The organism is Streptomyces sp. NPDC058697 (assembly GCF_042715345.1).
GTDB lineage: Bacteria > Actinomycetota > Actinomycetes > Streptomycetales > Streptomycetaceae > Streptomyces > Streptomyces liliifuscus.
Map to the genome: position 1 here is coordinate 441377 of NZ_JBHXSU010000005.1, position 26161 is coordinate 467537.

The window sequence follows — 26161 nt, forward strand, 5'->3', positions numbered from 1 at the left end:
AAACAGCGTTCCAAACGGATTTAGAGAGATGGAGTATCAATGAAGATCACGGAGATTGGTCCGAACGCATTGCAGGTTTCCACCCTCTGCGTCGGGACGAGCCCACTCGGGAGCCTGCCGGACACGTACGGCTATGCGGTCGACGAGGCTCGGGCGGTGGCGACGGTCGAGCGCATCCTGGAATCTCCCATCAACTTTCTGGACACATCGAACGAGTACTCCCAGGGCGAGAGCGAACGCCGAATCGGAATTGCTCTGAAGCGTGCGGGCGGTGCGCCCGACAATTTCGTGATCGCGACGAAGGCCGATCCGGCGGCCGGCAGCCGGACCTTCGACCGCGAGCGAGTCCTTCAGTCATTCCGGGAAAGCGCCGAACGGCTCGGGGTCGACACCTTCGGTGTGTACTACCTGCACGATCCCGAACGGTTCCCGTTCGAGTACCTGACCGGTCCTGACGGCGCCCTGAGTGGGATGCTCGAACTGAAGGAAAAGGGGCTGGTCGGCGCCATCGGCGTCGCCGGAGGAGACATCACGGAGATGCACCGTTACGTCGAGACGGGGAAGTTCGACATCCTTCTCAACCACAATCAGTACACCCTGCTCGATCGCTCGGCGGACGCGTTGATCGACCACGCGATCGCGGCCGGGATGGACTTCGTCAACGCGGCCCCGTACGCCAGCGGGATCCTCGCGAAGCCAGCGGCTGCGAAACCACGCTTCTGGTACAGCGTGCCGAGCGAAGCCGTCATCGCGCGAACCGAGCGGATCCGTGAGATCTGCGATCGCCACGGAGTCTCCCTGCCCGCCGTCGCCCTGCAGTTCTCCACGCGCGACCGACGGATCACCTCGACCGTCGTCGGCGTCTCGACCCCCGAGCGCGTCGACGAACTCGTCGAGAACGAGCAGGCCACGATCCCCTCCGAGATCTGGGCCGAGATCGACAGCGTCACCACCGAGCAATAGCGGTGCTGTTCAGCGCGATGCCATATCCAAACGAGGATTCAGACAGGACGACCATGACCAAGTACTCCACCATTCGTCCGGGCCGGGAGTGGCTCGACTCGTCGGGGGCCCGGATCCAGGCGCACGCTGGTTCGATGCACTACGAGGAAGGCGTCTTCTACTGGTACGGAGAGAACAAGGAGAAAACGGGCCCTGGAACCGGAGTGTGGCACTGGGGTGTGCGGTGCTACTCGTCGACAGACCTTTACAATTGGGAGGACCGCGGGCTCATCATCGCGCCCGACCTCGACGACTCCGAGTCGCCGCTGCACCCCGCGCAGCTCACCGACCGTCCTCATATCCTGCGTAATCCGCGCACAGGTCAGTACGTGTGCTGGCTGAAGACAATGGGTCCCGCCAATATGCAGACGTCGAGCGTGCTGGTGGCCGATGACTTCTTGGGACCGTACACACTCATTCGCCGCGGTCTCCGCCCTCTCAGCATGTCGGCGGGCGACTTCGACCTGGTCGTTGATCCGACCGACGGCAAGGGGTACTACTACTTCGAGCGGGTGCACAGCGAACTCATCTGCGCCGATCTTTCCGACGACTTCACCGACGTCACCGGCTATTACTCGACGCACTTTCCGCAACCCGGCCCGCCGGATGTTCGAGAAGCGCCCGCACACTTCGTTCGGGGTGGCCGACACTATCTGGTGACCTCGGGTACGACGGGCTACTTTCCCAATCGATCCGAATTGGCGGTAGCGCCCTCATATCACGGTCCATGGCGGGTCCTCGGCGACCCGCATCCGGCGGACAAGAGCCACACCTCGTACCGTTCGCAGATCAGCTGCGTCTTCCCGCACCCGCACAAACCAGACCTGTATATCGCCATGGCAGACCGCTGGCTGCCGTCACTTTCCGAGGCCGAGTCCGACATCAGCGCCGCCACGGGGCCGGAGTCGGTGAGCGCGAAGGTCGCCGCCCTTCTCTACGGAGACATCAGGGAAACCGACACGGCACACGCGGACTACGTCTGGCTTCCCCTTCGGTTCGACGGCGAGATGGCCTACCTCGACTGGCACGACGAGTGGCGGATCGAAGACTTCTGAAGCGAGCTTCCCGGCTTTGGCCTTGTCGGTTCAACGGCAACCTGGCTCCCTGGAGGGGATGGATGGTGGGCGCAAGACGTCACGGTCCCAAGGCGATTGAGGCTGTACCACCGCTCGGGCGTGCGGAGACTCAGACGCTCGTGGCTCTTTTTGACACAGCCGTGCCGCCTGACGACGCACCGGGCGGCTGGCACGGTGGTGGTGCGGCACTCCTACGCGAACACCTGAACGGCTTTCTCGACTGGGCCGTCCCGGTCCTCTCCGCGGCGATCGAGCGAGTGGACAAGGCCGCGCGAGACGCGTTCGGCAGTGCGTTCGCGGACCTGCCGGCGTTGGAACGGGCACAAGTCCTCGGGAACGCGCTGCAGGGTGAGGAGTTGTCCGCGGCCGACCATGCCGAGCGCGAGGACAGGCCGATCGACACGGTGATCGAGCTCGCGCTCCAGGCTTTCTACGGCGGCACCCGGGAACCGGCGGGCTGGCAGCTGACCGGCTTCAGACCGGTCCCAGAAGGGGTCGAAGAGATCGAACCCGACCCGGTTCCGCACATTCGGCCGGGCGCGCTGGAACCCGAGTACGACGTGATCGTCGTCGGTGCCGGCGCGGGCGGCGGGATGGCAGCTGCCGAACTCGCCGCCCGCGGTCGGCGCGTGTTGCTCGTCGAACGCTCACGCCCCTTTTCGAACGGCGAGCTTCGCGGCAACCACCTCCAAGGCAAGCGACAACAACTTCACGACGTCATCGCAGGACCGGGGCGCGGGAGCCCGCGTGTCCTTGAGCTGGCGGAGGGCTCCACCCGTGTGCTTCGCGGGGACGGACCGGGCGCGGACTACGGCCTGGTGGCGATGGCCCTCGGCGGCGGTACGCGCGTATGGCAGGCCATGTCATGGCGCTTCCTCCCGCAGGACTTCGCCATGGCCTCCACCTATGGTGTTCCCGAGGGAAGCACGCTGGTGGACTGGCCTTTCGGCTACGACGAGTTGGAGCCGTACTACGAGCGTGTGGAGTGGGAGCTCGGCGTCGCGGGCGATTCGACGTCGGCCGCCGCGACACGCGCCCCGCGGCGGCGAGCGCTGCCGATGCCCGCACTTCGCGACAACGGCCTGCGCGTTCCGTACACGGAGGCCGCCACCCGGCTGGGCTGGGACGCCTGCCCGATTCCCTTCGCCATCAACAGCGTTCCCCGGGCCGGTCGGGGCGCGTGCGTCGGGTGCTCGCAGTGCGTGGGCCACGCATGTCCGGTGGACGCGAAGAACGGAACGCACAACACGGCCATTCCGCGCGCGATCGCGACCGGCAACTGCGATCTGCTGATGTCCACGCAGGTCACGGAGGTCCTGCACGACCAACGCGGCCACGCGCGAGGGGTTCGAGCGTTTCACGTCACCGACGGCACGGTCAGCGAGCTGACCATCCGCGCGCGATCGATCGTGGTCGCGGCCGGTGCGATGGAAACCCCGCGGCTGTTGCTCGCCTCGGGTCTGGGCAACGACTGGGTGGGCCGCAACCACCACACCCACGCTGCCGCGGGCGCGGTCGCTGTCGACGCACCCGTCAGGAAGGAGTACGTCGGACCCGGCCACTGTGTCGCGACACTGGACTTCGTCCACGCGGGCGGGGCCCCGTGGGGAGGAGGTGTCATCTTTGACCTGCCCACCATGCTGCCGGTCGAGAAGGCGGCGATGGGCCGGACGAGCGCCGCCTCCTTCGGCGTCGAGCACAAGCGCTGGATGCGTGAGTCGCCCCTGCCGCTCGGCGCCCTGTCGATGGTGCAGGAAATCCCCCACGAACTGTCGCGCGTGAGTGTGGACCCGACTGTGAGAGATCGATTCGGGATGCCGGTGGCACGGTTGCGCGGATGCGCGCACGAGGCATCGGGAGAGGCCGCGGAGTTCATACGTGAGCGGTGCGTCGACTGGGTCAACGAACTCGGGGGACAGGGGATCTCGTCGGACTCCTATCCAGGAGGGTCGCGGGGCGGCGAGCACTCCGGCGGCACCGTGCGCATGGGCGTCGACCCTGCCCAGTCCGCCGCCGATCCTCAGGGGAGGCTGCACGGAACCGCCAACGTCTTTGTGGCCGACGCGTCCTTGCACCCGACGAATGGTGGATTCAACCCCGGTCTCACGGCTATGGCGTGCGCCCTGCGCGTCGCGGCATTGATGCCATGACGCCTCGATGCCACAGCTGAGGCTCGCGAGACGCCGGCCGGTCCGATCGGCGGCGTAGCGCAACCCGTCCGGCACCAAGGTCTCAGCGGTGTCACGCAACCGTCCAGCACCAAGGTCCAACAGGAGACGAACAGATGAGTACGACAATGGATCGACCTGCGAGCTTCGCGATCGTCGGCACCGGCTGGAGATCCGAGTTCTTCCTGCGGGTCGCCGCCGAGCTGCCCGAGCGGTTCGCCGTCACCGGCGTCCACTCGCGGTCGGCCGCGAAGTGCGAGGAACTCGCCCACCGCTTCGGAACCGTCGCGGTGGGCTCGGTCGAAGAAGCGGCCGAGCACGGCAACCCCGACTTCGTGATCGTCGCGGTGCCCTGGCCTGCCGCGCCGGAGATCACGCAGCAGATCGTCGAACTCGGCGTCGCCGTCCTTGAGGAGACCCCACCCGCCCCGGACCTCCCTGCGATGCGAGACCTCTGGTCCCGGGTCGGTGACCGGAACCTGGTGCAGATCGCTGAGCAGAACATGTACATGCCCGCGCACCGGGCTCGCCTGCGGATGGTCAAGGAAGGTTTGGTCGGTGAGCCCACCAGCGTGCAGGTCAGCTCCAACCACCTCTACCACGCGGTCTCGATCATGCGCGGTCTGCTCGAAGCCGGCCGCGGACCGACGACCGTGATCGCCCACACCGCCAGCACGCCCCTCGTCGATCCCATCACCTTCGGAGGCGCCTTCTCGGACAACCCTGATCCCGTCCCGTGTGCCGCGACGTTGGCGATCCTCGACTTCGGAGGCGGTCGTACGGGCCTGTACGACTTCACCGAGAACCAGTGGTGGAATCCCCTTCGGCGCAGGAGGCTCACCGTGCGTGGCACGGGAGGCGAGATCGTCGACGATCGGGTGGTCTTCCTCGATGATCCGCGCACGATCGTGGAGTCCGTCGTGACGCGCCGGCAGACCGGCATGGACATGAACCTGGAAGGGTTCTTCCACGACAGCATCGCGGTGAACGGCCGTGCCATGTACCGAAACCCGTACCGGCCCGCTCGTCTGTCCGACGAGGACATCGCTGCCGTGACGATCGTCGAGCGGATGTCCATGTGGGTTCGTGGCGAGGGGCCGCCTCCCTACCCGCTGGCGGACGGGCTTCAGGATCACCTGCTGGGCCTGGCGATCGAGGAGTCGGCGCGGCTCGGTCGCCCCGTGGTCACGACCACGGAGCCATGGGCGGATGCAGTTGGTCCGGACTTCGAGGCGAAGGTGTCAGGAGAGACCTGACCTGCGCAGCGGCAGCCGTTCGCTGCGGTGCTCGGTCAAGTGACCGGGCCGATGGCATTTCCTGCGAGGAACTCGCCCCCCCGAACGATCCGTGAATTGCAGAACTCTCGGAGGACGGACCTACTTGGTGAGCACCGCGGTACGCCGGGACCAGGTGCCCTCGACGGCGGCGCTGAGCAGGAACTCGGCGACATCGGCCCGGGAGATCCTCGGTATGCCGGGCAGCCGGTCGAGCTGCTTGAGATCGATGGCCTGGACGGCTGTGGCCGGCTTGTTGGTCAGGAGTACCGGGTAGACGAGCGTCCATTCCAGGGCGGAGTCGGTGAGGATGCGCTCCCCGGCGGCCTTGTCAGCGAAGGTCGCTCTGCCGCCCTTGTACAGGAACCGGAGGACGCCGGAAGCCTTGGCCAGGGACTCGCCGACGCCGAACGCCGACATGATCACCACTCGCTTGGTGCCACTGGCCTCGGCGGCCTGGACGAGTGCGCGCGTGCTGTCGGTGATCAGGTTCGCCGGGTCCTTGGACTTGCCGATCCCGAGGGTGCTGACCACCGCGTTCACCCCGCGCATGGCTTGCGCCAACGCATCGGCGTCGCGGACGTCACCGGCGGCGGCGGTCACCCGCTCCCGCGGGGCGAGCTTGGCGGGGTCCCGTACGAAGGCGACCACCTCGTGTCCAGCGGCGGTGGCGCAGTCGGTGAACACGCCGCCGGTGGCGCCGGTGGCGCCCAGGAGAAGAAATCTCATCGCAGTTGGTCCTTTCAGGAGCCTCGGCGGCTCTCGCTTACAAATATGTACAAACGGGAATTTTGCTGCGCCGGGTGGGCGCGGCCCGACGCGGGCAGGGTCCCCGCGGCTCATTGCGGGTCACGTCCGAAGGATCGGTGCGGACCCGATTCCCTCTGGTCAGCTCGCGGCATCCACGGACACCCAGTCAATCAATCGTGCTACACGGTAGTTAAAATGGAACTCAGTCGCAAGTTAGAGGCTTGGATTCGGTATCGAGGGTCAGCGTTGAATGCGGGTAGGATTGTCAGGTGGCCGAGTCGCCGCGTACCAGCACCAGGGACATCGCACGAGCCGCGATCCGGGTCGAACTTGCCTCGATCGCCCTCGGGCGGTTCTGCCGTGAAGGCTTCGACCGAGTCACCCTCAACGACCTCGCCGCCGCGGCTGGCGTGTCACGAAGTACATTCCTGCGCTACTTCGCCAGCAAGGAAGAGGCCGCCCTCGGCGCCTTCGACGACCAGGGCCAACAGGTCGCGGACGCCCTGCGTGCCCGCCCCGCGGACGAGGACGACTGGACCGCCCTGCGACGCGTTCTGGACACCCCCATCGCGATCCACCGCCAGGACCCGGCCGGCTCTCTCGCGATGGCCCGTCTCGTCCAGGACACCCCCGCTCTCTGTGCCCGAAGGCTGGAGAAGCAGTCCGGGCTGGCAACCCCTACTCGCGGCCACCCTCAGGGAACGCCGCTGCACCACCGACGATCCCCGGCCTAGGCCCCACCGTCCTCGCGGCAGTCGCCCTCGACTGCCTTAACGTCGCGGTCGGCCGGTGGACCGATAGCGACGGCGCCCTGGACCTCGAACCCCTCGTCGACGAAGCATTCGCCGTCTTCGCGCCGCGACAACCGCCACGTCAAACGATCGCGATGCCGATGTGACGGGACTCTCCGGAGGCGTCCGCAAGGGCTCGATCTTCGATTCGAGGTCGCAGACGCTGCTACTGGCGGCGCGCCGCCACACGTTTGAACTCGCAGCCTGGGCACGGCCTCTCGTTCGTCAGGAGCACCGTCTGGATCCGGGATCGGGCATGCACGCCGGGGTTATTCGCTTGGCTCCGCCGGCCTTCGGCATCGATCCTGGTAATTGCTAGATCGGGATGCCGGCAGCCGAGTCCACGGTCGGCGGTACATGCACGACAGGAGCGCCGATGGACGCCGCAGACCGCCTCGCCCAACAGATCAAGGTCATGAGGCAGCTGCTTGCCGACGCCGAACCCGCCTCCCTGCGGGCCGGCTATCTGGCCGACCCCGCGTCCGGTAACCCGGTGCTACAGGGATCGACCGCGACGGCCCTTGTCCCTCGCTGGAACGAACGCTCGAACGGGTTGTGGGTCCCCGCCTCCTCTCAGCCACCGGCGCCGATCGATCTGACCGCCGTCTTCCTAACGCCGGAAGAGATCTTCGGACTCCATCTGCCCGCCGACTACACCCTGCGCCAACTGCAGCGCCTTCCACTGGAGGGCGTTCTGCGCTTCTGCGCCCTGGCCCTCAACTCCCTGGCCGTTCCCGGAGCGTCCGCAAGAGCAGTTGATCAGCAGTTTGCCGACCTGTTGTTCAAGGAGCCGGTCCGCGAGCGGGTTCTGAACCTGCTCCGGGATGAGACCCGCAGACTCCTCGTGCCCCAGGCCTTCATGCTCTTGGCCCGTATGGCGGTGGAGGTCTCGCCGGACGTACTCCCGGAAGGCGTAGCCCAAGGTGACGTCCTGAGCGCCTTGTTCGGGCTCACGCAGACAATGGGGGTGTTTCCCGACTCGGGCCCGACCGTCATCGGAGACCGGCCGGGCGCGCTGGGCCGGGAGATCATCGCCAACCAGCACTTCAACTACGGCTTGTCCGTCGCGGGGTTCCTGGCCCGCTATGCGCGCCGCTGGCTGCAGTTGCCGGCGGAGCACCAGGGCGAGCCGGGCGTCGTCGACCTCAGCCAGGCCTACCGGGACTGCACGGGCATCCGGCTCGAGTCTCTGGCAGCTGTCGCCGGCTACCTGTGGATGGTCACCACCACCGGCCGTTTCGTCATCGAACCGGGTGAACTGGCCGGCCTGGACATACCAGCCGAGCAGGTCGAGGCGGTGCTGGCGCTGATCAGCACCGACCTGCCGGGAATGCGGGAGGCGGTGCGCAGCGAACGGCCCGAACAGCGCACTGAGTGGTCTTTCGACCCGTTCCAGCAGTGGCCGGTACTCCGGCTGCCCGAGGAGCGGCTGCTCATCCTCGACCCCCGCCGCCTGCTCGACCGCGCCTTCGGATGGCTGCCGATCTGGGACATCAAGCACCCGCCGCCGGAACATCCCAAGCCCGCCGGCCACCGCAAGCTGGCCGCCCGGGCCGAATCGACCCTGCGTCACCTCAGCGAGGTGTACGTCAGCGAAGTCCTGCACAGGATCACCGGGGACGAAGGCACCACCCGCCGGGTCTACGACGACGCTGACCTCAAAGCGGCCTACACCGCCCAGGGCCAGCGCGTCGCCGACGCCGCGATCGACTACCCCGGCACCTGGATCGTCATCGAGGTCACGACGACCCAGCTGCGCCGTGAAGCAGCCACCGCCGTACCCGGTGAATCGCAGATCGAGGACATCGACAAGCTCATCGAGGAACTCGACCAGATCAACGCGACGATCACCGCTCTGCGCCGTGATGAGTCCGCGCTCACCGGTTCGCCCGCCACCGCCGACCGCCGCTACCTGCCGCTGCTCGTGCTGCCCGAGGGCTTCCCCGTCAACCCGGTCACCCTCACCGTCATCCGTGAACGGGCCCGGGTACGCGGGCTGCTGCAGGCGCGGGACACCGATCCGGTGGAGATCGTGGACATCGAGGAACTGGAGATGATCGAAGGCATCCAGGAGGAGTCCGGCCCCAGCATGCTGGACATCCTGCGCGGCAAACAGTCCGGCAGTATGCGCAACGCCGCCGTGCGCGAGCACATCTTTCACGTCATGCGGTTGCGGCCCAGCCGCCCCGCCCGGCACTACGACCTGCTGCAGGCGGCGCTGCAGCCGCTCGCTGACGCTCTGCCACGCCCGCCGCAGGACCGGGCCCCCGGCGAGCAGGGCTGAAACCAGCGATGTCGTCTGCTCTGGGCCTGGCCGACTGCGGGGAGATGCCGGTGCTTCGTGTCAGACCCCTGTGTGAGGATGCGGGGCATACCGGAGGTGCACAGAATGGCGATCGAGTGGGACCGCATCGGGCAGGTCGCCTTCGACCGGCATGTGGAGGCATTGCTCCACCGCATGTACGACGGCAAGGCGATCGCCGTGAACGGACGTGGTGGTGACCAGGGGATCGACGTTCGCGTCAGCACCGATGCCGGGCTGCGGATCTTTCAGTTGAAATACCACCCTGACGGCTTTCCGGGCACTTACCGGGGGCGCCGCCCCGCGATCAAGAAGTCGTTCCTGCGGGCCATGCAGCATGATCCGGTGGAATGGACCCTGGTGGTCCCCTGCACGCTCACCGCGTCGGAGCGGGCTTTCGTCGACAGACTCGCCGTCGGCCGGACGGTGAAGGTGTCCGTGATGGACCGACCGGCACTCGACGACGCCTTCGCCGTGCACTCCTCCCTGGAAGCCACGTTCACTCGCGATCAGGCGCGGGAAGCGGCCAGGGACTTCGGCCGTGATCAGGCTCTTCTGGTGGACGGTGACGACCTGATCGAGCGTGTCCGGGCTCTCGGCAACCGGGTGGACAACGTCGACCCCAACTGGACCTGGGACTTTCAGCGCCGGGGTGACACCGTCATCCAGACACTGCGCGCCCAGCATGCGCTCGCTTTCGAGGTCAGCCCCGTCCGCCTGAGTCTGGAGACCCGTCCCGAGGCCATGGACGCCGGACTGACCGCAGCCTTCACCCGGGCCCTGGGGTACGGGACTGCCGAGGAAATCGAGCTGCCTCCCGAAGCGGTGGCCAGTTTGACGATCGACGGCCCGGAGTGGCTGTCGAAGACGGTCAGTGACGTCCGAGTGATCTGGCAACCGGTTCCGGATGTCGTACCGTCCGACGCCGCAGCTGAGGTCGAGTTCCTGGACTCCGAAGGCACGCCGACCGGGCGGTACGCCGGACGCCTGATCGCACACCGCTCGGGAGAACTGGGAGCGTCCGTCGAAGCCGACATCCACGCCGCCCGACTGCAGATGCTCCTCCCGTTCGACCAGCACACCGAGGGGACGGTGCGGTACTCCTTCGACCTCACCGGCCGAGAGCCCGCCGAGGCCATGAGAGTGCTGCGGCTCCATCAGCGCATCCTGCGCGGCGGTTCCCTTCGTATCAGCGTCGACGGCACCGAGGTCGGCTCCGGGCAGCTGTCCACCGGAGGCACCGAGGAGGACTACGCGGAGGTCGAGAAGCTGTTGTCGTATCTCTCGGATCTGGAGGTCGTGCAGCATCACTGCGAGTCCTACTTCCCCGCGCCGCTCGTCTACAGCGGCGCCGAGCGCATCGACCTCCGGATCGCACGTCTGCTCATCGAGGGACGCTGCGTGGCCGACCGGTCGGCGCACACGGTCACCGCCACCCTCAACGGCCTCGATTCCCCCGAACTCCGAACCGCCCTCGGCCCGCAGCCGCAATCTCTGCGCTTTGGCGGCAGAGGCTTCGAAGTCACCATCGGCGGCCGTGCCTTGGACATCGGCGCTGTCTATGTGTTCCACCCCCGAGTCATCGCGGACAACGGTGAGCAGACCATCGCAGCGCTGAGAACCGGACGAGTTGCCGGCACGAAGGTTGTCTTTCGTCCCCAGGACGGCGAGCACTTCCGCCTCTATCTCGCCGACGCCCCGGGCAACTCCCGTTCCCTGGCCCCCGTTTCGCTCGGCCTGCGCGGGTACACCGACCCCCGCTGACGCCCAGCGCTGCCGACTCCGTGCGGAGCCCTCGGCGCCGGGCGTCGGACAAGTCCACCGCTGCCCGCCTTGTATCCGTGGCCTCATTGCCCGGGTCGGATCCGGGGAACGCGCCCAGGTAGAGGCACAGTTCGGTGAGAGTCGACGGTCAGCGGGTTATCCTTCCGCGATTTCCGTGTCGGCGGTGACTGGTTCAGGGGTGTCGAGACTGGGGCCGCGGTATTCGGGGTGGGCCCGGTCCAGAGCGGCTGCGACGTGGAGGGGTACGGGGTGGCGCGTGCGTGCGTCCCAGGCCAGGGACTGGTGGCACAGTTGGGCGGCCAGGCTGGCGAGCTGTTTCGGATCGTGGCCCGCTGCTCGGGGGACGGTGATCTGGACGGCGGTGAAGCTGTGCCAGTCCTTGCGTTGGAGGCTCTGTTCTTCCACGGGAAGGGTGAAGCGGGTGTAGACGCCGCCGATGCTGCCCGCGCTGCCGAATCCCTCGTAGCTCCGTGATGCTTGGGCGGTGTACCAGCTGGTGATGCCGGTGCTTGTGGTGCGCTGGTAGAGGTAGTCCTGGGGTTTGGGCGGTCGTTTGGGGTTCTTGCGGTTGCTTGCCGCGTTCTCCACCGGAGCAGGGACTTCACCGTAGGACGTGTTGATGGCGACGACGGCGACGGGGCGGGTGTCTGTCTGCAGGTCGTCGCCGGGCAACGGGCCCGTGGCGAACTGGATGTTCTGGAGGCCGGGCCAGATGGTCCGGCATGCTTCGGTGTCGACGAAGATGATCAGTGGCCGGTCGCTGGGCAGCACTTTCAGAGCGGAGTCGATGTGCTGGCGGGCCAGAAGGGCGCCGTCTTCGTGGCGTGCGTGGCCGTCGCGGCCGATCGGGCCGCGGCCGAAGGCGGCCTCGGCTTCGGCTTGGGGGCGCCAGTCGTGTGTGTGGTGGTCGTAGGTTTTCAGGTGCCAAGGCTGTTCGGAGTCGCAGCTGGTGTGGAGGGCGGTGAGGACCTCAACCATTTGCGTGCGGTCGGCGCCTCCGGGGCGGCGGTTGCTGACGCGTTGTTGGCGCAGGTGGATGCCGACGAGGATGGGTTCGGCGGTGAGGTCCGTGACCCGGCAGAGGCGGTCGTCGACGAAGCCGAGACGGAAGAAGAGGTCGCGTAGGGCGTTGGCTGCTTTGTAGTCCTTCGGTGCCTCGACTTCTTGGGCGTCGTCGTCTTCGTTCGGTTCGGGTTCCGGCTGGCGGGCCAGGAACTGGGAGACGATGCCCCGGTCGTACAGCGCGCGGCGTAGGTCTCGTTTGTGGTCGTGGCGGTGCTGGTTGGCTTCTCGTTCCCGTTTGCTCGGCTTGGGGTTCCAGACGGTCTCGACCCAGGCGCCGTTGAGGGATCCGTCCTCCACTTCGTCGAGGGCCGACAGTTCTGTGTGCCAGTCGACGGCATCGGCCCGGTCGAGGGCCGGCAGGCGCCGGAAGTGGACGGCCAGTCGAGGGGTGAGCATGTGGTCGGTGCGGTCGCTGCAGTCGAGGGGCTGGTCTGGTGTGTCGGTGTACTGGGCGAGGGTCTCGGCCATGCGGCGTCGGGTGGTGCCGTCGTTGTAGAGGGCGATGATGCGTACCCGGTCCCAGCTGGTGGCGACAAGGGCGTGATCCAGATCTTCGCGGCTGACGGCGCCTTTGGTCGGCCGGGTCAGTTCGATGTCGGTACGTCCGAAGGCAACTTGGGTGATCCGCGGGCGCTTGACGGTCGCGCTGATGTGGTCGGCGAGGATCTTGTTGAACCGGGTGCCGACCCCCTTGCCCAGCGGGTGCGGGATGGGTCCGGGGACGAGAGCGCGTACCTGACCGCCGAGGCCGGCCAGACCTTCGTTGGTGGGCCAGTCGGTGAAGTCCATACCGCATGCCTCGATGACTTCGGAGGCGAAGTTCCGTGCGTAGGGGACCCACTCGCCGTCACTGTTCTTGGTGTGCCCGATGGGCATCCGGAGCAGGGCGCCCTTGCCGTGGTCGATGAAGACCGTGCGGGTGTTTGCCCAGTGGGTGGCCAGGCGGCTGAAGGTGGGCAGAACATGCAGGGCGAAGAGGGGTTCGCCCGGCAGGGTGATGACACGGAAGTCCAGCTTGTGGATGGCGTATCCGGTGCGTTTGGGCTTCAGGATGCTGCGCTTGGTGACGTGGTCCCAGCTGATGAGGCTGCCTTGTGTGTCCATGCGCCAGCGGACGTTGAGGTCTGTCGGGCCGTTGGGCACGGGCAGAGGGTTCCGAGCCAGTCGCTGGGCGAAGTTCCATGCCGCGACGCGGTAGAACCAGCCCGGCGCGTAGGGGCGTCCGTCGTCCGATCCACGGACATACGAGGCCAGATTGGGGTGTTGGACTTCGGCGTTCGCGAGGAGCGGGGCGAGGGTGTTGGCGTCGTCGCCTTTCCGGACACGACGCTCCCATTCCCTGACGGCCATGGCGAGGGTGTCCGGGGCGATGGGGCGGGTGGTGACGGCGACCGCGGGACTGGCGAGTTCGTCGTCAAGGCGCTCATAGCTGTGGGGCATGAGGATGACGGGCTGGCCAGAGACCGCACTGAGCGCGGCGGCCAGCCCTGAATACGGAGGGCGTCGAGGCTTGCCGTTCTTGGCATCACCTGATGTGGGGAGGTTGCTCCATGCCTCGCCGAAATCGCGTTCCAGGGGATAGAGCGTCAGCGTGCCCAGGGCAGTGTGGGGGAAGAGGAAGGCGAGGGTCGTGATCACGGTGTGTTCTTCTTCCGTGAGTGGTGGTCGGCGAAGGTGAAGAACGCGTCCAGGGTGGTGCCGTAAAGGCTGTGCATCCGCGTGAGCACCCCGGTCCCGGACCATTCGCCGCGCAGCTCACGGATGAGTTGGGGCAGGTCCGAGTTGCCGCTGGTGTCGAGGAAGGCGTAGTCGACGAGTTTGATACGGCCGGGGGTGCCGCCTCGCCGGGCGCGGCCGACGAGCTGGACGAGACTGATGATGAGTTCGGCGGCGATGGCTCTCTTGGCACGCTGGGGCAGGGAACGGAAGTAGCGTTCGCTGTTGACGAGTTGCTCGAAGTACTTGCCAGCCACGCTGCGCCGGCGGGCAAGCTCGGTCCAGGGAGCGGCGCTGGCTGCCTTCTCGTCCAAGGCCCGGGAGCCGACGTGGGCGAGCAGCTCGTCAGGTTCGTCGACGAGAGGTACGGGGCGCACGGCGACCCAGATGGAGCCGATGGCCGACTTGTTGGTCTGCGGGGCAAGGATGTTCAGGCCGCGCTCGGCCCGCCCGAGGGGCGCGATGAGAATGCGGGCCTTGGGAAGCCGGGTGAAGGATTCGAGTTGGTCCCCGGGAATTTCGTGCCAGAGCGGGTCGCCGGTCTCGTTTTCGCGGGCGATGGGTTCATCGTCCTGGCGGGGGCGGACGGCGACGGCGATCAGTCCGGGTTCGGCTCCGGCTGCCAGTAGACCGTCCCTCAGGTGCTGGCAGCTTGCGTAGGAAGTGGTGACGAGCAGGATGGAGTCCTGCACTCGCTGTTTGCTCAGCTTGCCGAGGTCTCGCAGTTCACCTCGCAGGCGCGGCCACATGCGTTGGCCGAGCAGTTTCGTCGCTTCGATTCGGTCCTTGCCCGTGATCCCTGAAACACGGAGCATGTCCGCCCCGAGTCCGGGGAAGAGCTCGGTGTCGATGCTCACCCCGTGGTCGACGTCGTCGGGCACCCACCAGGTTGGCGGGACGTGCACGTGGTGGCGGTGCGCTCCGGGTGCGAAGGACGTGGCGGACATGCCGAGCACCACGCGTTTGTGGCCGCTGTGGGCAAGGGCGGTGATCTGTCCCAGGGTGATCACATAGATGTGGGGGTCGCCGCCGAACGCCGCGACGCTCAGCCGCGTGTCTTCTGGGGTATCGGGTTTGACGTCCTCGGTGAAGGCGAACATGAGCCGCCCCTGTGGTCCGTGTGGGATGGCGCGCCAGGCGCTGAACGGCCCCAGGACGTCGGCGATGTCGCGGGCTGCGTCAACGCCGGCCAGCTTGAGCTGCTGGGCGTTGTGGACGAAGCGGTACAGGAGCTGCCGCAGAGGTTCGAGGAATGCCCGGCGGAGCATCCGGTCGAGGACATCGGCTCTGACCTGCTGGTTGGGTACCCAGTGGCTGAGAAGCTGCTCCAACTTCTTGCGGACATGGGCGAGTGAGCCGGCGTGCTCGTCGGGACTGGTCGCGTCTCGCAGCAGCTCCGCTACGGTGCGCACGTGTTCGGGCAGCGAGTCCAGGCGGAACTTGCGCTCGTAGAAGTTCGCGAGGAGCAGCCGCTCGGTGGGATCGGGAGAGTAGCCGCGTTCCTCGGTCGTGATCAGGTCCTCGTCGGCGGCGAGGAAGGCGCGCAGCTGGGTGCTGATCCAGCCGTCCCAGCGCTGCGGGATGATCCACCGCTTGTCCTGAACGGGACGAGCTGATCGCTTCTTGCCGTTGCTCTTTTTCTTCGTTTTACGCTCGCTGGGAGCGAGGGTGCCGTGGGCGAGGTGGCTGGTATAGGTCTCCGCGAGCCAGCGGGTGCGCATCAAGGTGTTGCGCATACTTTCGTCGAGCGCGGGCCGTACGCGTCCGAAAGCCTGGATGAACTGCCCGTCCAGGGTGAGCAGGGGCCGCTGGTCCTGCCTGTTGCCCCACGCCAGCGTCAGTCCTCGCCCGGCGCGCCCGAGCACGAAGGACTGGAAGGCGTCCACCTCGTCGATGGCGGTGAACTGGCAGCGGCGCATGACGAGTTCTTCCACCATCATGCGTTCGACGACTGCCCCGGACTCCAGACGGACCGGGATGTGCAGGTGCCCTTGATAGAGATTGGCGTGAGTGGTGACGATGATCTGCGCTGTGCAGGCCTGGCGGGCGAGACGGAATTTCCCGCAGGATTCCCGGAACGGGCACGCACACGGACCCTGCCGCGCAGACTTCGTCCGCTTGCCCTGCCCGGGCGGGGCCGGGGTGCCATAGGGCACCAGCGACACGCACTGCTCATGCCCCGGCACCCACGCGTCCACCTCTTCGTCGATCGTCGCCGTCGAAGGCAGAGCGCACCCGTATCCCAGCCGTTCCTCCGCCCACTCGACGAACGCGCGGTCCTTCGACTCCGCGGCCACCTGCTCCAGCGCCGCCATCATGCTGTTGGGCGACATCAGCGGTACGACCAGACGGCGGGGGTCCTCGACTCCCCGGGCTCGGAGGTCCGACTCGATGCCGTACGTCATCTTCAGGGCGGCAACCGTGGTGGGCACGGCCAGGGCCAGGGTGACCCCTTCCTGCTCGGCCCAGGAGCCCAGGCTGCGCATGAGCACGCTCTTGCCGAAGCCGGTGGGAGCCTGGAGCACCTGCAGATTCCCCGCACGCAGTCGGAGCAGTTCGCCAAGGGGCTGGTCGTCCCGGACGAGCAGCTGTTTGAACAGGGGCCCCAGCGACTGGGTGCGGAAGGTCTCGCCGAAGTGCTGGTCGAGTTCGGCGTTGAGGGCCATGAAGTCGCCGACCTTGACGGTGAGTTGGCCGGCGGACGCGGACGTGTGGACGGTGGGCGGGTCGCTGTCGGCAGCGGCGTGGTGCTCCTCAAGTCTGTAGTGGGCCTGCACGGCCCAGGTGTGTTCATGACCGGCGACCGGGACCCGCAGCGTCGTCACATAGTCGCCGGGCTCAGCGGTGGGGATGGGCTGGCTGTTCTCCGTACGGATCCGGTCGATCTCCTCAAGGAGGAGGTCGGCCAGCTCGCGAGGGGGCATTCCATGGCGGGAGGCCAGCTCACCCTCGCCCTGGAGAACGTATTCGCTGATGGCCCCCGTGGCCAGAAACCGCTCGGCGTCGACGTGTAGCGACTCCTCGTTGCTCAGCCGGTTCGGGCGCTGCCGCAGGATGCGACTGATGCGCCGCTGGTCCGACTCCGGGAGGTCCGGATACTCGGCCCAGGCGTCGTATTGGCCAGTGAGGAGATAGCAGACACGTTGCAGATCGGTGCCGCTGCCTCCACCAGCCATCGTGAGGGGGAAATGCGCTTCCGCGACCGCGCAAGCGCCGGCAATGACCTTGGGTAGGATTCGCCGATCGAGGGCACTCTCGTCATCCACCAGCTGACGCATCATCGGCGCTGGCCCTTCCTGATCTCGGACTTGGCTTGCTGGATGACCTCGCTGACGAACAAGATCTCCAGATTCGGAAGGAGCGCGACCAGTTCGTCGCGCTGGGCATCGCCTCGGTAGTCCGGGATGACGATCGTGCGCGCTGCGGGTGGTTTCTTGCGCAGCTTGTCGGCCAGCGACACCGCACACGCGTAGTCCTTCACGTCCAGCGTTTTCGCCCAGCCGGTCGCCGGCACCCCTACCGACAGGTCGATGCGGTCTTTGTCGGGCCAGAGTTGGACCTGCAGGCCGTGCCGACGCAACGCTTCCAGTCGCTCGAAAAGGTAGACCTCGGAGACGCCGGGAACGACGATGTGGCGCCACACCGCCGTCTCCACACACACGCTGCGATCCGCCCCCTCCCTCCGGAACGCCCGGGCCGCGGGCTGGCGCGGCACGTCACCGTCTCTGCGCTGGAGCAGGGGGCGTCCCTTGGAGGAGTCCCCGCGGACGAAGTACACCGCGTTGTGCAGCGGGAAACGGCACCGGACCTCATCGCCGTCGATGTGCATGGGCCAATGACACACAGGACACGGCCACCAGAACTTCCCACGGAACACCTGGTCCGCGGGAATCGGCGTGTATGCGACCGATTTGCGCATGCCGACGGCTTCACTGAACAGCTGCGCCAACTGGCGCTCCACACCAGCAGGTTGTTTGACGACGAAATATCGATGGGCGGTGTACTCCTCATCGGTGGCGCCTTCATGGATTCGCCGGAAGGCCTCGTTCTCCACCAACTCCGCGTGCATCCAGGCCCAGGTGGGAAGCCACCGGCGGGCCGGATCAACGCCACCACTGAGCAGCTCAACGATGTCCTCGCAGCCCTCGCCGTAGACGTCGTCGCTCAGAAGACCGCCGTTCAGGACCGTCAGCTCGCCCCCGGATCCATCCCGGAACAGCTCGGGCGCAATCGCCGCGATCGGCTTGTGCAGTGCTTCGACAAGCATCGTCGGGGTCGTCGGGCCGCGCCCGGGACCACAGACGGACATGACCACCCCGGTCATGCGGGCGATCTCACGCCGGGCAGTCGGCTCGTCGTACCGGCAGGTGTGGGCGTATCCAGCGCGTACCGCAGCGCTGATCAGTACTCGGCGGCGATACAGGACAGCGTCAGATGGCAGCACCATCGGACCTCCATCTCACTTCATTAAGTGACCACGACAGAGCTCTTTGCGATGCAGAATCATGCCACTCTGGACTGTCATCGACTGCCTGGCCCGGAAGGTCCTAGGCGTCTCGCGACCTGCGGAAACACTTCTATCGAAGGGTCTTCGACGCCCCGTGATTCACTACATCGAGTGAATATTGTTCAACCGTTCGATATTTGTGGGGGTGGTGCGGGCGATGGGAAAGAAAGGAACAAACTTTCTGAGTATTCGCTCAATGTGGTGGTGAGTATCGGATTCTTGTGCTGCAAGCCCATCCTCGTGTGACCCTGGTGGTGGCGCGTCTGGCGGGCAGGGTGTCGTCGGCGCGCACTTCGCTATGGGCGGGTGTGTGTCATCCGTGGTCGGGGCGGTTGCGGTTATCCTGCTCGGTCCCGGTGGGGGGTACGGGAGCAGACCACTCGGGGCGGGTAGCAAGAGTGCAATTCTTCGACGCCCTGGCGGCGGTCCGGCCGGAGGCAGTACTCGAGCTGACGCGTCTACCTCACCCCCTACGCAGCTGATTCTGCTGGGCCCCAGCGGACAGGAATGGGCGCGGTCCTGGTCCGGCTTTCCTGACTCAATGGGTTGACGAAGGCGGACTTCATCCCTGACGACACTACTGCGCCGATACTTCGGGGAACACGTGAGTTATGCCCGGGAGCACAATCCAGCCTGTGACGAGCAGCCGAAGCTGGACAACCTGACACTTTCCCGCAAGGAGGGTTTCCGCATTCTCGCCGAAGCACCCCCGCGCCCTAAGCCGGACCTCCTGACCCTTAAGCAGCTGGCCGCGCTGGGAGAGACGGCACGAGCGGCTTACGAGAAACAGCGCAGTGTGTGGCATGCCAACCTTGGTCCGATCAAGACACCCCAGCTCGAAGCTGTAAGTGAAGTCCTGTGGGACATCGCGGACAGCAATGTTCAGGGCGGTGACAAGCCAAGGAGCGTAGTCGCCGTGGATGCGTTCCCTGGACTCGGCAAGACCACCGCAGTGTTGAACTTCGCTCTCGAGTACCACCGGCAGGAGATGCAGCGAAGGGGCGCCTTCACAGACTTGGGCCACGAGCGATGGCCTGTGTGCCGCATCGGGTTGACGAGCAACGTCGGTATGAAGGATTTAAACAAAGCCATGCTGGAGTTCTATGCGCACCCCGGACGTGTCAGTGGTACTTCTGCTCACTTCGTTCAGCGGGCCTTGGAATGCGTCCTAGCGTGTGAAACCAAGATCCTAATCATCGACGACCTGCATTTCCTCAAATTGACGAACAAGAACGACCAAGAGATAAGCGATCACTTCAATCGCATTGCGAACCAGCTCCCAGTGACGCTGATCTTCATCGGCGTCGAGTTGAAGAAGCACAGCATCTTCTCTCCAATCGACGACAGCGGTGGCATCACTTTGTCGCAGACCGGACGCAGGGCAACCTTGCTGACCATGGTTCCGTTCGACGTCGACAATGACGAGCACCGCCGGCAGTGGCGGCAGCTATTGCTGGATCTAGAACAGCAGATCGTGCTGAGCCGGACGTTTGCCGGCGTGCTCACCGGACTCTCCGACTACCTATACCTCCGTACCACAGGGCATATCGGATCGCTCGTGACGCTGATCAATCGAGGGTGCCAACGTGCTGCACGCACCGGCACCGAGCTGCTCACCAAGAAGCTCCTCGACGAAGTGAAGATCGATGCTGCCTCGGAGCGAGCCAGGAAGGCTTTGGAAGCCAAGTCCAAGCACCGCAAGATAAGTAGCGCTACCACAAAAGACAGGCCTGGCGAGGCGAGCGCGGACAAGAACCCGGCTCCATGACGACGCCCCGGACCCTGCCACTGCGGGTTGCTCCGTTACCTGGTGAGGCGCTGGACTCCTGGCTGGAGGTGTTGGGCAACCGTCTTACGACTCCTTTGAACGATCTTCTGCCTCATCTTGGTCTTGCTCGCCCGCGTTTTCCGCAGAAGCCCCTCGACTGGATGATTGCGCTTCGCGCCGACGAAGCCGCTGGCATCTCAGCTGCTACCGGAACAGATCCAGAGACCTTGCACCGCATGACACTGGCCTACTACGACCAACGAGCCTTGCTGATCGACCATGCCATTCGACGGGTCAATGGGCGACATCTCTGGGGGCGAGGTAGGGGCTCCCGTTACTGCCCGGATTGCCTTTCCATGAACGAGGGACGGTGGCTCCTGTCATGGCGCCTCGGTTGGTCCTTCGCATGTCTGGATCACCAAAGAATGCTGGCCGATCTCTGCCCGGACTGCGGACGACTGCAGCGCCTTCAACCCGGCCCGGGAGGCCAGCTATCCCGACTGGGACGGTGTATGAACCCACGCGCTGCCGCTGCCTTTGGGCGCTCGGCCACGCGCTGCGGTCACCCGCTGTCGACAACTCATACGGCACTATTACCAACAGGGCACCCGGCACTCTCAACCCAGCAGATTCTCATGCAGGTGATCGAGGAAGGTTCTGCCGCTTTTGGTGTCTATGCCGATTACCCTCAAGATGCCCGTACTGCACTGGCCGACATCAAGTCCGTGGCTGCACGGATTATTAGCAGGGCTACTCGACAGCATCTCGTAAAGATTCTTCCTCATGACTTACTTGAGTTCTATGAAGAGGGGCTGGCTCAGTCACCAGGACGAGACTCGCATACGCCTGATCTTCGGCGTGAAGGGTCCATGGCCCCAACGCAAGCAACGACTGTTGCAGCCAGTCTCACCGCGGCGACCCAGATCCTGTTGCAGTCCAATGTCCGGGCGGCAGGCGAGGCTCTTCGCTGGCTCATCCAGATCCCTTCCGCAGCAACGCGGGCTCCGGCTCTCGCGCCTACTGTGATCATCTCTGACTGGGGGCGTGGCATCAGCGAGGTGCTGCGAGGGGTTCTGTTCTCCGCACTTGAGCCAACGATGGCTTCCACCAGCAGACTGCGTTACCGAACTGTCTCGCCGTTGCCCGCCACCCCAGCACCTGCCAGTCTGTCGATTGAGCGGTCTGCACGTATTCCAGCCATGTTCTGGGCTAGTTGGGCGCTGAGGATGCTTCCCCAGAAAGGTGTTTACCTCCAGACCTTGAGGACCGCACTTCCATGCATTGTCTTACAGGTCGGCAGTAACCTCACTCATGACCGGGCTATGAAGCTACTTGGGGAAGTCACCGACAGCACCAACAGTCCTCGGATTCTTCAGCAACTGCAAGATGGACCAAACTGGCGAGACATTCAGGCGGCACTTATCCGGCTTGCTGAATTCCTGGATGGAAATCCACCGCCCATCGACTATCGGCGCCGCCGTCTTCTTGACTACTCGCAACTCCTGCCGGAGCAAGAGTGGGATGAATTTTGCCGAAGGTCAGTAGCGTCCACAGGTCGGGGCCCCCGGCACCGTCTCACTCGCTGCTATCTCTTCGAACGGATCAGCGGGATTCCTGCGGAGCTTGCACCAGAGCCCTTTGCGGCGAATACCAGCTCTTGGCGAAGCCAGCTCAGAAATTTCCCGGAAACCCTCACACCAGGATTCGCTGCGGAACTTGAAAGAGTCGGCATGGAGTTTCTGGATCGGCACGGAATCCGCGAACCAATCGAATGGCAACCACCGATTGAATTGTTAGACGGCCTCACGCTACCTGGATTCGATCCATCAAGAGTCGAAGCGACTGTCGTGCATGAACTGATGCGGCGAGAAAAACTGACTCTAAAACAGGTAGCAGCTCGACTGTCAACATCAACTCATGCCATCTGTCACGTCCTCGAGCAAGAACCCGCTCCGCAAAGTCGATGGCAAGCCAGGACCGCTGGAGCGGCGAGGGAAGATCTCAAGCGCCGACTGCCGCCTTCGGAGCTGGCCCACCACTACGAGCGATATTCGGAGTCCGAAATCGCCCGTAAATTTAATACCAGCGGTGCCTTGATTCGTAGAATCGCCCGTGAATATGGGCTGCCGCGTCGCCCTCCCGGAAGTGTGCGGAAATGCCCACCTCTCGCGGGAGAATGGCTCCGAGAGCAATTCGTCATTCAAGAACGCAGGTTCGCAGAGCCGGACAGCGGGCCAAACATGAGCCTGTCGATGCGGAACGGGCGCCAGTCTCGCGGAGGTAGAAGCGGAGAGGATAAACCTGGCACCAAGTCTCTCGCGGATGGTGCCCCCGACGTGCTGAAGTCAGCGCTCACCGGAATTTATGGATGGGAGCGGCTCGCGCGATTTGCAGCCGCAGTCCCATACGGCTCCCTTTCGGAGGCGGCCAAGAACCTCGGAATCTGTAGAAGCGTGATATCGATGCAGATCAGGCAACTCGAACGAAGTCTAGGAGGTCCTCTTTACGTGCGAACTCAACGGAACCGGCCCATGCAATTGACGCCACTCGGAATTGAAGTCCTGGATGCGATCCAGAACATTGGACTGGGGCGCACCGAGCTGTGAAGTGTATGGGCGCCTTACGTTGATGAGGTGTCGCCTTCTGTCATCTGGAATTTACGGTGGAGTGACTTTGATGTCGCTGGTGCAGTCGGAGCTTAATTCGCCTGAGAAACACGGGAATAATCCGTCTCGGGTGATTCCTCTCCGTGTCGTTACGCTATGGGGCCGTCCTATTGCATAGCAGCGATGGATTCGAGATCGAAGTCGCGCTTGAGTTTATTGCCCTCTTTCCAGTCAAGTGCTTTGTCGTGTTGAAGGCGGCCCACGACGATTCCGGGTGCGACGCCGACTTGTTCTGCAAATCGGCTGATTTGAGTGAACGGTTTAGGCTGGCGTCGGAGTGCTTCGTAGGACGATTCGTATTCTGAGGGGATCAGGGTTTGGGCTGCGAAATTATTTGCCTCTTCTTCCGCTGGTCCTTTTCCTTTGAAGGGATCCTCATCGAGGAATGTCAGCCGCTTCCCGTGGAGTAGGACATGTCCAACCTCATGGAAAAAGGTGAACCAGAAGCGGTCGTCCTTCTTGTAACGGTCGGTTAGGGCGATCAATACCTTATCCGGATTGAGCCACCGCGTTGCGCCCGATAGATTGGTATTTTTGAATGCTGGAGAGAAGACAACTGCTACTCCAGCCTCCGCGCAGAGATTGGGCAACTGAGTGAGCCATGTCTCTGGGGCTTGTCTACTCAGCGCGCGGAGGTTTGGCAGGAGATCTTGCAGCGCCTCTCGTCGGAACTGCTTACACTGGCGACGTCGAGCTTCGATAACAGCCAGCCGGAGCCAGGCGTAAGTGGCATATTCGTTGGGGGTCGTTGCAGATGATCGCCGAAAAGCCACGCTGTAACCGTTCCACAGCTCTTCAGCAACCGTAGGACTGGCGACACCGAAGAAGTCTAGCAACCGTTGCACATTGGCAACTGTTTTGCCTCGGTCGGGCAGAACATTTCGAGCAACCAGCTCGGTCAATGGAAACCTGTCGAGCCACTCAATTTGGTTGGCCAGGGCGCTTTGTTCCTCTTTGCGAGCCAATTGCGTGCGCCAATCAGCTTCCAACGTATTCCATACGGTGGCAGGGACTCCAGTAGCCCGTTCAAGTAGAAGTGCGGTCTCCGGGCTAATTGACGCGATGCCCTGCACGATCTGATTGACGTGCTTGGTTGAGAGACCGGTGCGGCGGGCGAGATCAGCTTGAGAAACGCCGAGTTCCTCCAGGGTCTCCTTAAGGGTTTCCCCCGGGTGCGGCACGGTCTGCGGGGAGTACTCGAGGGGGTCAGGGGCGCCGAAGGTCATCGGAGTGTGCCTCTCTCCTGGTGAGGAAGGGGCCGTGCTGGGGGGCTAGGCGGCGGATCACAGGACGATCTCGGTTACGACGAGGGCTCGGACGGCCTGCTCATCGAGCCGTCCGTCGGGAAGTACGAGCGTCGGGGCGTCGCGCGGCCGTGCGAGGAGATCGGCGGCCGGCCCCAAGGAGATCAAGACGTAGCCGTTGCCGCGGGTCGGGTGGTGGCGGAGCCGGGCGGCGGGCAGGCGGCGGAGCTCGGCCAGATGTGCCACAGCCGATATCTCTCCAAGCCGCCGACGGATCGCTGAAGCCAGCGCAGGGCCGTACTGGCTGCGCCTGACGTCGTCGTCGTTGCAGATCCGGGCCAGCTCGCCATCGCCGAAGAGGATCTTCAACCGCCACCTCTGGAACAGGTTGTCTTTACCGGATCTGTGCATGCTACTCTCTCGGCGCAGCGAGTTTGATCTCATGCACCAATCAGGTGTACGTAACTTTGAGTAATCGTTCGTCGCGGGATGGTCCCGCGGAGGAAGGCGGGACCCGATGGCGGGAGAGAGCCACGTCAACCACAAGGTTCTGGCGAAGCACGCCGAGAACAAGGTGAACGTGCCGCGGGATGACGCCAAAGAGCGCCGGAGGCAGGTCAACCACCTGAGGGAGCGGTTGGAGTCCTACATCGACGACCACCCGGACTACGACCTGGTCAAGCTCCGGGCGTCGGGCAGCACTGCGAAGCACACCGCGATCAAGCGCCGCAAGGGCGAGGGCTCCGATGCCGACGTAGCGGCCTACGTTTGCTCCTGTGACCCCGATACACCCGAGTCCGACCTGCTGGAGTGGCTGCGGGACCGCTGCATCGAGGTGTACGGGAAGACGAAGGTCGCGGACGACTTCGTCATTTCGCAGCACGCCGTTGGCATCACCCTCCGTGGCTCCGGCCTCAAGATCGATGTCGCGCCGGTGCTGGACACCGGGGAATCCGACGACAAGGGCTACCTGATCACCCGGCAGGGAGAGCGGGTGCTGACCTCCGTCACCCAGCACCTCGAGTTCATCCGGACCCGGAAGGGGAAGGCCGGCCCCGGCTACGCGGAGCTCATCCGGCTGCTCAAGGCCTGGATCCGCGAGAGCAAGCGCCTCGACCCCGACCTGCGCTGCAAGAGCTTCCTGCTCGAACTCATCGTCGCGCACCTCTGGGACAACGGCTGGAACGGCGAGTCCCTGGAGGTCGACGACTACCCGCGCGCGATCGAGCAGGTCTTGGCCTACATCGTGCGTACCGGCCTGAAGTCCCCGATCGTCTTCGACGACTTCTACGACCCCGCTGACGTGCTGACCACCTACGAGGCCATCCAGGTCTGGGACCCGGTCAACCCGGAAAACAACGTCGCCTCCAGTTACACCGAACACGACCGTCGGCGCCTTGTGGACCAGGCAGCCACCTCGCTGGACGAGATCTCCTGGGCCGCGACCGCACCGACGAAGGGCGACGCCAACGACGCGTGGCGCACGCTGTTCGGCCCGTCCTTCGAAGGAGCCTGAAACCGTGACCACCTCCTACGCCCGCTCCGCCACCTTCACCCTCACCGACGCGCGCTACATCGGGGCGAAAGTCGGCGCCGACCTCCGCCAACTGAACAGCCTGTACGGCAAACCGGTGCACACCGACATCGACAACTACGTCGAGGAAGTCGCCATGCTCCTCAAGGACGGCTACCTCGGCACCGTCGACTTCGGCTTCCGGGACACCGGCTCCAACGCCTGGAAGCTGCGTCTGCGCTACCGCGCGACGACCGGCGGCCACCTCGTCGACACCCGGCCCGGAAGCCTGCCGCGCAGCGCTGACATCACCGGACTCGACTTCTACAGCTACCTGACCTACAGCCCGGCCTTCCACCTCCTCGGCACAGCAGACCGAGACCGAGTCAAGGTCGCCCTGCCGGTGAGACGGACGGGCGCCGACGCCCCGACCGCGAACGCCGGCACCACCCAGACCGGCCGCAGCTATGCCCGCAACGGCACCGGTGTCGACCGCGATGTCTATCAGGCCCAGTGAACCCTCCATCACCAGCA

General features: G+C 65.0%; 17 protein-coding genes and 1 pseudogene. 12 read left to right on the plus strand and 6 right to left on the minus strand.

Features of this window, described 5'->3' with window-relative positions; all coding sequences use genetic code 11:
* Positions 1-39: 39 nt before the first annotated feature.
* The 4 genes from ACFWXQ_RS15580 (at position 40) to ACFWXQ_RS15595 (ending at position 5502) form a co-directional block, all read left to right on the plus strand.
* Entirely contained in the window at positions 40-963 is a 924-nt protein-coding gene (locus ACFWXQ_RS15580; RefSeq protein WP_383938823.1) for an aldo/keto reductase, read from the plus strand.
* Between the two features lie 53 nt (positions 964-1016).
* On the plus strand, positions 1017-2057 hold the full coding sequence (locus ACFWXQ_RS15585) for a family 43 glycosylhydrolase (protein ID WP_383938825.1): 1041 nt from the start codon (positions 1017-1019) through the stop codon (positions 2055-2057).
* Positions 2058-2119: 62 nt separating this feature from the next.
* A complete protein-coding gene (locus ACFWXQ_RS15590) occupies positions 2120-4228 on the plus strand; it encodes a GMC family oxidoreductase N-terminal domain-containing protein (RefSeq protein ID WP_383938827.1) in 2109 nt (702 codons plus the stop codon).
* A 134-nt stretch (positions 4229-4362) separates the two neighbouring features.
* On the plus strand, positions 4363-5502 hold the full coding sequence (locus ACFWXQ_RS15595) for a Gfo/Idh/MocA family protein (protein WP_383938830.1): 1140 nt from the start codon (positions 4363-4365) through the stop codon (positions 5500-5502).
* 120 nt (positions 5503-5622) lie between these two features.
* On the opposite strand, the gene ACFWXQ_RS15600 is transcribed toward ACFWXQ_RS15595, so the two are convergent.
* Positions 5623-6249, minus strand: coding sequence for an NAD(P)-dependent oxidoreductase (locus ACFWXQ_RS15600; RefSeq protein ID WP_383938833.1), 627 nt, complete (start codon positions 6247-6249; stop codon positions 5623-5625).
* Between the two features lie 290 nt (positions 6250-6539).
* On the opposite strand from ACFWXQ_RS15600, the gene ACFWXQ_RS15605 reads away from it, so the two are divergent.
* From ACFWXQ_RS15605 to ACFWXQ_RS15615, 3 genes are all read left to right on the plus strand, one after another.
* Complete coding sequence (locus tag ACFWXQ_RS15605; RefSeq protein WP_383938836.1) at positions 6540-7004, plus strand: TetR family transcriptional regulator; 465 nt, start codon at positions 6540-6542, stop codon at positions 7002-7004.
* Between the two features lie 433 nt (positions 7005-7437).
* Positions 7438-9345 (plus strand): hypothetical protein, encoded by a 1908-nt coding sequence (locus ACFWXQ_RS15610; RefSeq protein ID WP_383938837.1) that lies wholly within the window; start codon positions 7438-7440, stop codon positions 9343-9345.
* Between the two features lie 105 nt (positions 9346-9450).
* Positions 9451-11127: a hypothetical protein gene (locus tag ACFWXQ_RS15615; protein ID WP_383938840.1), complete on the plus strand. Its 1677-nt coding sequence runs from the start codon at positions 9451-9453 to the stop codon at positions 11125-11127.
* A 156-nt stretch (positions 11128-11283) separates the two neighbouring features.
* Here the strand turns inward: ACFWXQ_RS15615 and ACFWXQ_RS15620 are convergent, their stop codons facing one another.
* The 3 genes from ACFWXQ_RS15620 to ACFWXQ_RS15630 all read right to left on the minus strand — a co-directional run bounded on the left by ACFWXQ_RS15620 (position 11284) and on the right by ACFWXQ_RS15630 (position 18376).
* Positions 11284-13851 carry an RNaseH domain-containing protein gene (locus ACFWXQ_RS15620; RefSeq protein WP_383938843.1) on the minus strand — a complete coding sequence of 856 codons (2568 nt, stop codon included), beginning with the start codon at positions 13849-13851 and terminating at the stop codon, positions 11284-11286.
* A complete protein-coding gene (locus ACFWXQ_RS15625) occupies positions 13848-17105 on the minus strand; it encodes a hypothetical protein (RefSeq protein WP_383938846.1) in 3258 nt (1085 codons plus the stop codon). Before ACFWXQ_RS15625 ends, ACFWXQ_RS15620 begins: the two co-directional genes overlap by 4 nt.
* A 101-nt stretch (positions 17106-17206) precedes the next feature.
* Positions 17207-18376, minus strand: coding sequence for a hypothetical protein (locus ACFWXQ_RS15630; protein ID WP_383938849.1), 1170 nt, complete (start codon positions 18374-18376; stop codon positions 17207-17209).
* Between the two features lie 664 nt (positions 18377-19040).
* Between ACFWXQ_RS15630 and ACFWXQ_RS15635 the strand changes: the two genes are divergently transcribed.
* The 3 genes and pseudogenes from ACFWXQ_RS15635 (at position 19041) to ACFWXQ_RS15645 (ending at position 22810) form a co-directional block, all read left to right on the plus strand.
* Positions 19041-20204, plus strand: coding sequence for an AAA family ATPase (locus ACFWXQ_RS15635; RefSeq protein ID WP_383938852.1), 1164 nt, complete (start codon positions 19041-19043; stop codon positions 20202-20204).
* Positions 20201-20623, plus strand: a pseudogene (locus ACFWXQ_RS15640) (TniQ family protein); the annotation flags it as partial. The gene ACFWXQ_RS15635 and the pseudogene ACFWXQ_RS15640, both read left to right, overlap by 4 nt.
* Before the next feature lie 216 nt (positions 20624-20839).
* Positions 20840-22810, plus strand: a complete 1971-nt coding sequence (locus tag ACFWXQ_RS15645) for a LysR family transcriptional regulator (protein ID WP_383938882.1) — start codon at positions 20840-20842, stop codon at positions 22808-22810.
* 167 nt (positions 22811-22977) lie between these two features.
* On the opposite strand, the gene ACFWXQ_RS15650 is transcribed toward ACFWXQ_RS15645, so the two are convergent.
* Together ACFWXQ_RS15650 and ACFWXQ_RS15655 are read right to left on the minus strand one after the other, a co-directional pair.
* Positions 22978-24096, minus strand: coding sequence for a HigA family addiction module antitoxin (locus ACFWXQ_RS15650; protein WP_383938855.1), 1119 nt, complete (start codon positions 24094-24096; stop codon positions 22978-22980).
* 57 nt (positions 24097-24153) lie between these two features.
* A complete protein-coding gene (locus ACFWXQ_RS15655) occupies positions 24154-24525 on the minus strand; it encodes a hypothetical protein (RefSeq protein ID WP_383938858.1) in 372 nt (123 codons plus the stop codon).
* 106 nt (positions 24526-24631) lie between these two features.
* On the opposite strand from ACFWXQ_RS15655, the gene ACFWXQ_RS15660 reads away from it, so the two are divergent.
* Positions 24632-25630, plus strand: a complete 999-nt coding sequence (locus tag ACFWXQ_RS15660) for a CBASS oligonucleotide cyclase (protein ID WP_383938861.1) — start codon at positions 24632-24634, stop codon at positions 25628-25630.
* A gap of 4 nt (positions 25631-25634) precedes the next feature.
* Entirely contained in the window at positions 25635-26144 is a 510-nt protein-coding gene (locus ACFWXQ_RS15665; RefSeq protein WP_383938864.1) for a hypothetical protein, read from the plus strand.
* The last annotated feature ends 17 nt before the right edge of the window (positions 26145-26161 follow it).

Excerpts from the sequence above, each read along its gene's own strand:
- ACFWXQ_RS15645 (WP_383938882.1), top strand. The coding sequence starts at position 20,840 with ATGCAGGTGATCGAGGAAGGTTCTGCCGCTTTTGGTGTCTATGCCGAT.
- ACFWXQ_RS15595 (WP_383938830.1), top strand. The coding sequence starts at position 4,363 with ATGAGTACGACAATGGATCGACCTGCGAGCTTCGCGATCGTCGGCACC.
- ACFWXQ_RS15630 (WP_383938849.1), bottom strand. The coding sequence starts at position 18,376 with ATGGTGCTGCCATCTGACGCTGTCCTGTATCGCCGCCGAGTACTGATC.
- ACFWXQ_RS15600 (WP_383938833.1), bottom strand. The coding sequence starts at position 6,249 with ATGAGATTTCTTCTCCTGGGCGCCACCGGCGCCACCGGCGGCGTGTTC.
- ACFWXQ_RS15580 (WP_383938823.1), top strand. The coding sequence starts at position 40 with ATGAAGATCACGGAGATTGGTCCGAACGCATTGCAGGTTTCCACCCTC.
- ACFWXQ_RS15660 (WP_383938861.1), top strand. The coding sequence starts at position 24,632 with ATGGCGGGAGAGAGCCACGTCAACCACAAGGTTCTGGCGAAGCACGCC.
- ACFWXQ_RS15590 (WP_383938827.1), top strand. The coding sequence starts at position 2,120 with ATGGTGGGCGCAAGACGTCACGGTCCCAAGGCGATTGAGGCTGTACCA.
- ACFWXQ_RS15655 (WP_383938858.1), bottom strand. The coding sequence starts at position 24,525 with ATGCACAGATCCGGTAAAGACAACCTGTTCCAGAGGTGGCGGTTGAAG.
- ACFWXQ_RS15625 (WP_383938846.1), bottom strand. The coding sequence starts at position 17,105 with ATGGCTGGTGGAGGCAGCGGCACCGATCTGCAACGTGTCTGCTATCTC.
- ACFWXQ_RS15585 (WP_383938825.1), top strand. The coding sequence starts at position 1,017 with ATGACCAAGTACTCCACCATTCGTCCGGGCCGGGAGTGGCTCGACTCG.
- ACFWXQ_RS15610 (WP_383938837.1), top strand. The coding sequence starts at position 7,438 with ATGGACGCCGCAGACCGCCTCGCCCAACAGATCAAGGTCATGAGGCAG.
- ACFWXQ_RS15650 (WP_383938855.1), bottom strand. The coding sequence starts at position 24,096 with ATGACCTTCGGCGCCCCTGACCCCCTCGAGTACTCCCCGCAGACCGTG.
- ACFWXQ_RS15615 (WP_383938840.1), top strand. The coding sequence starts at position 9,451 with ATGGCGATCGAGTGGGACCGCATCGGGCAGGTCGCCTTCGACCGGCAT.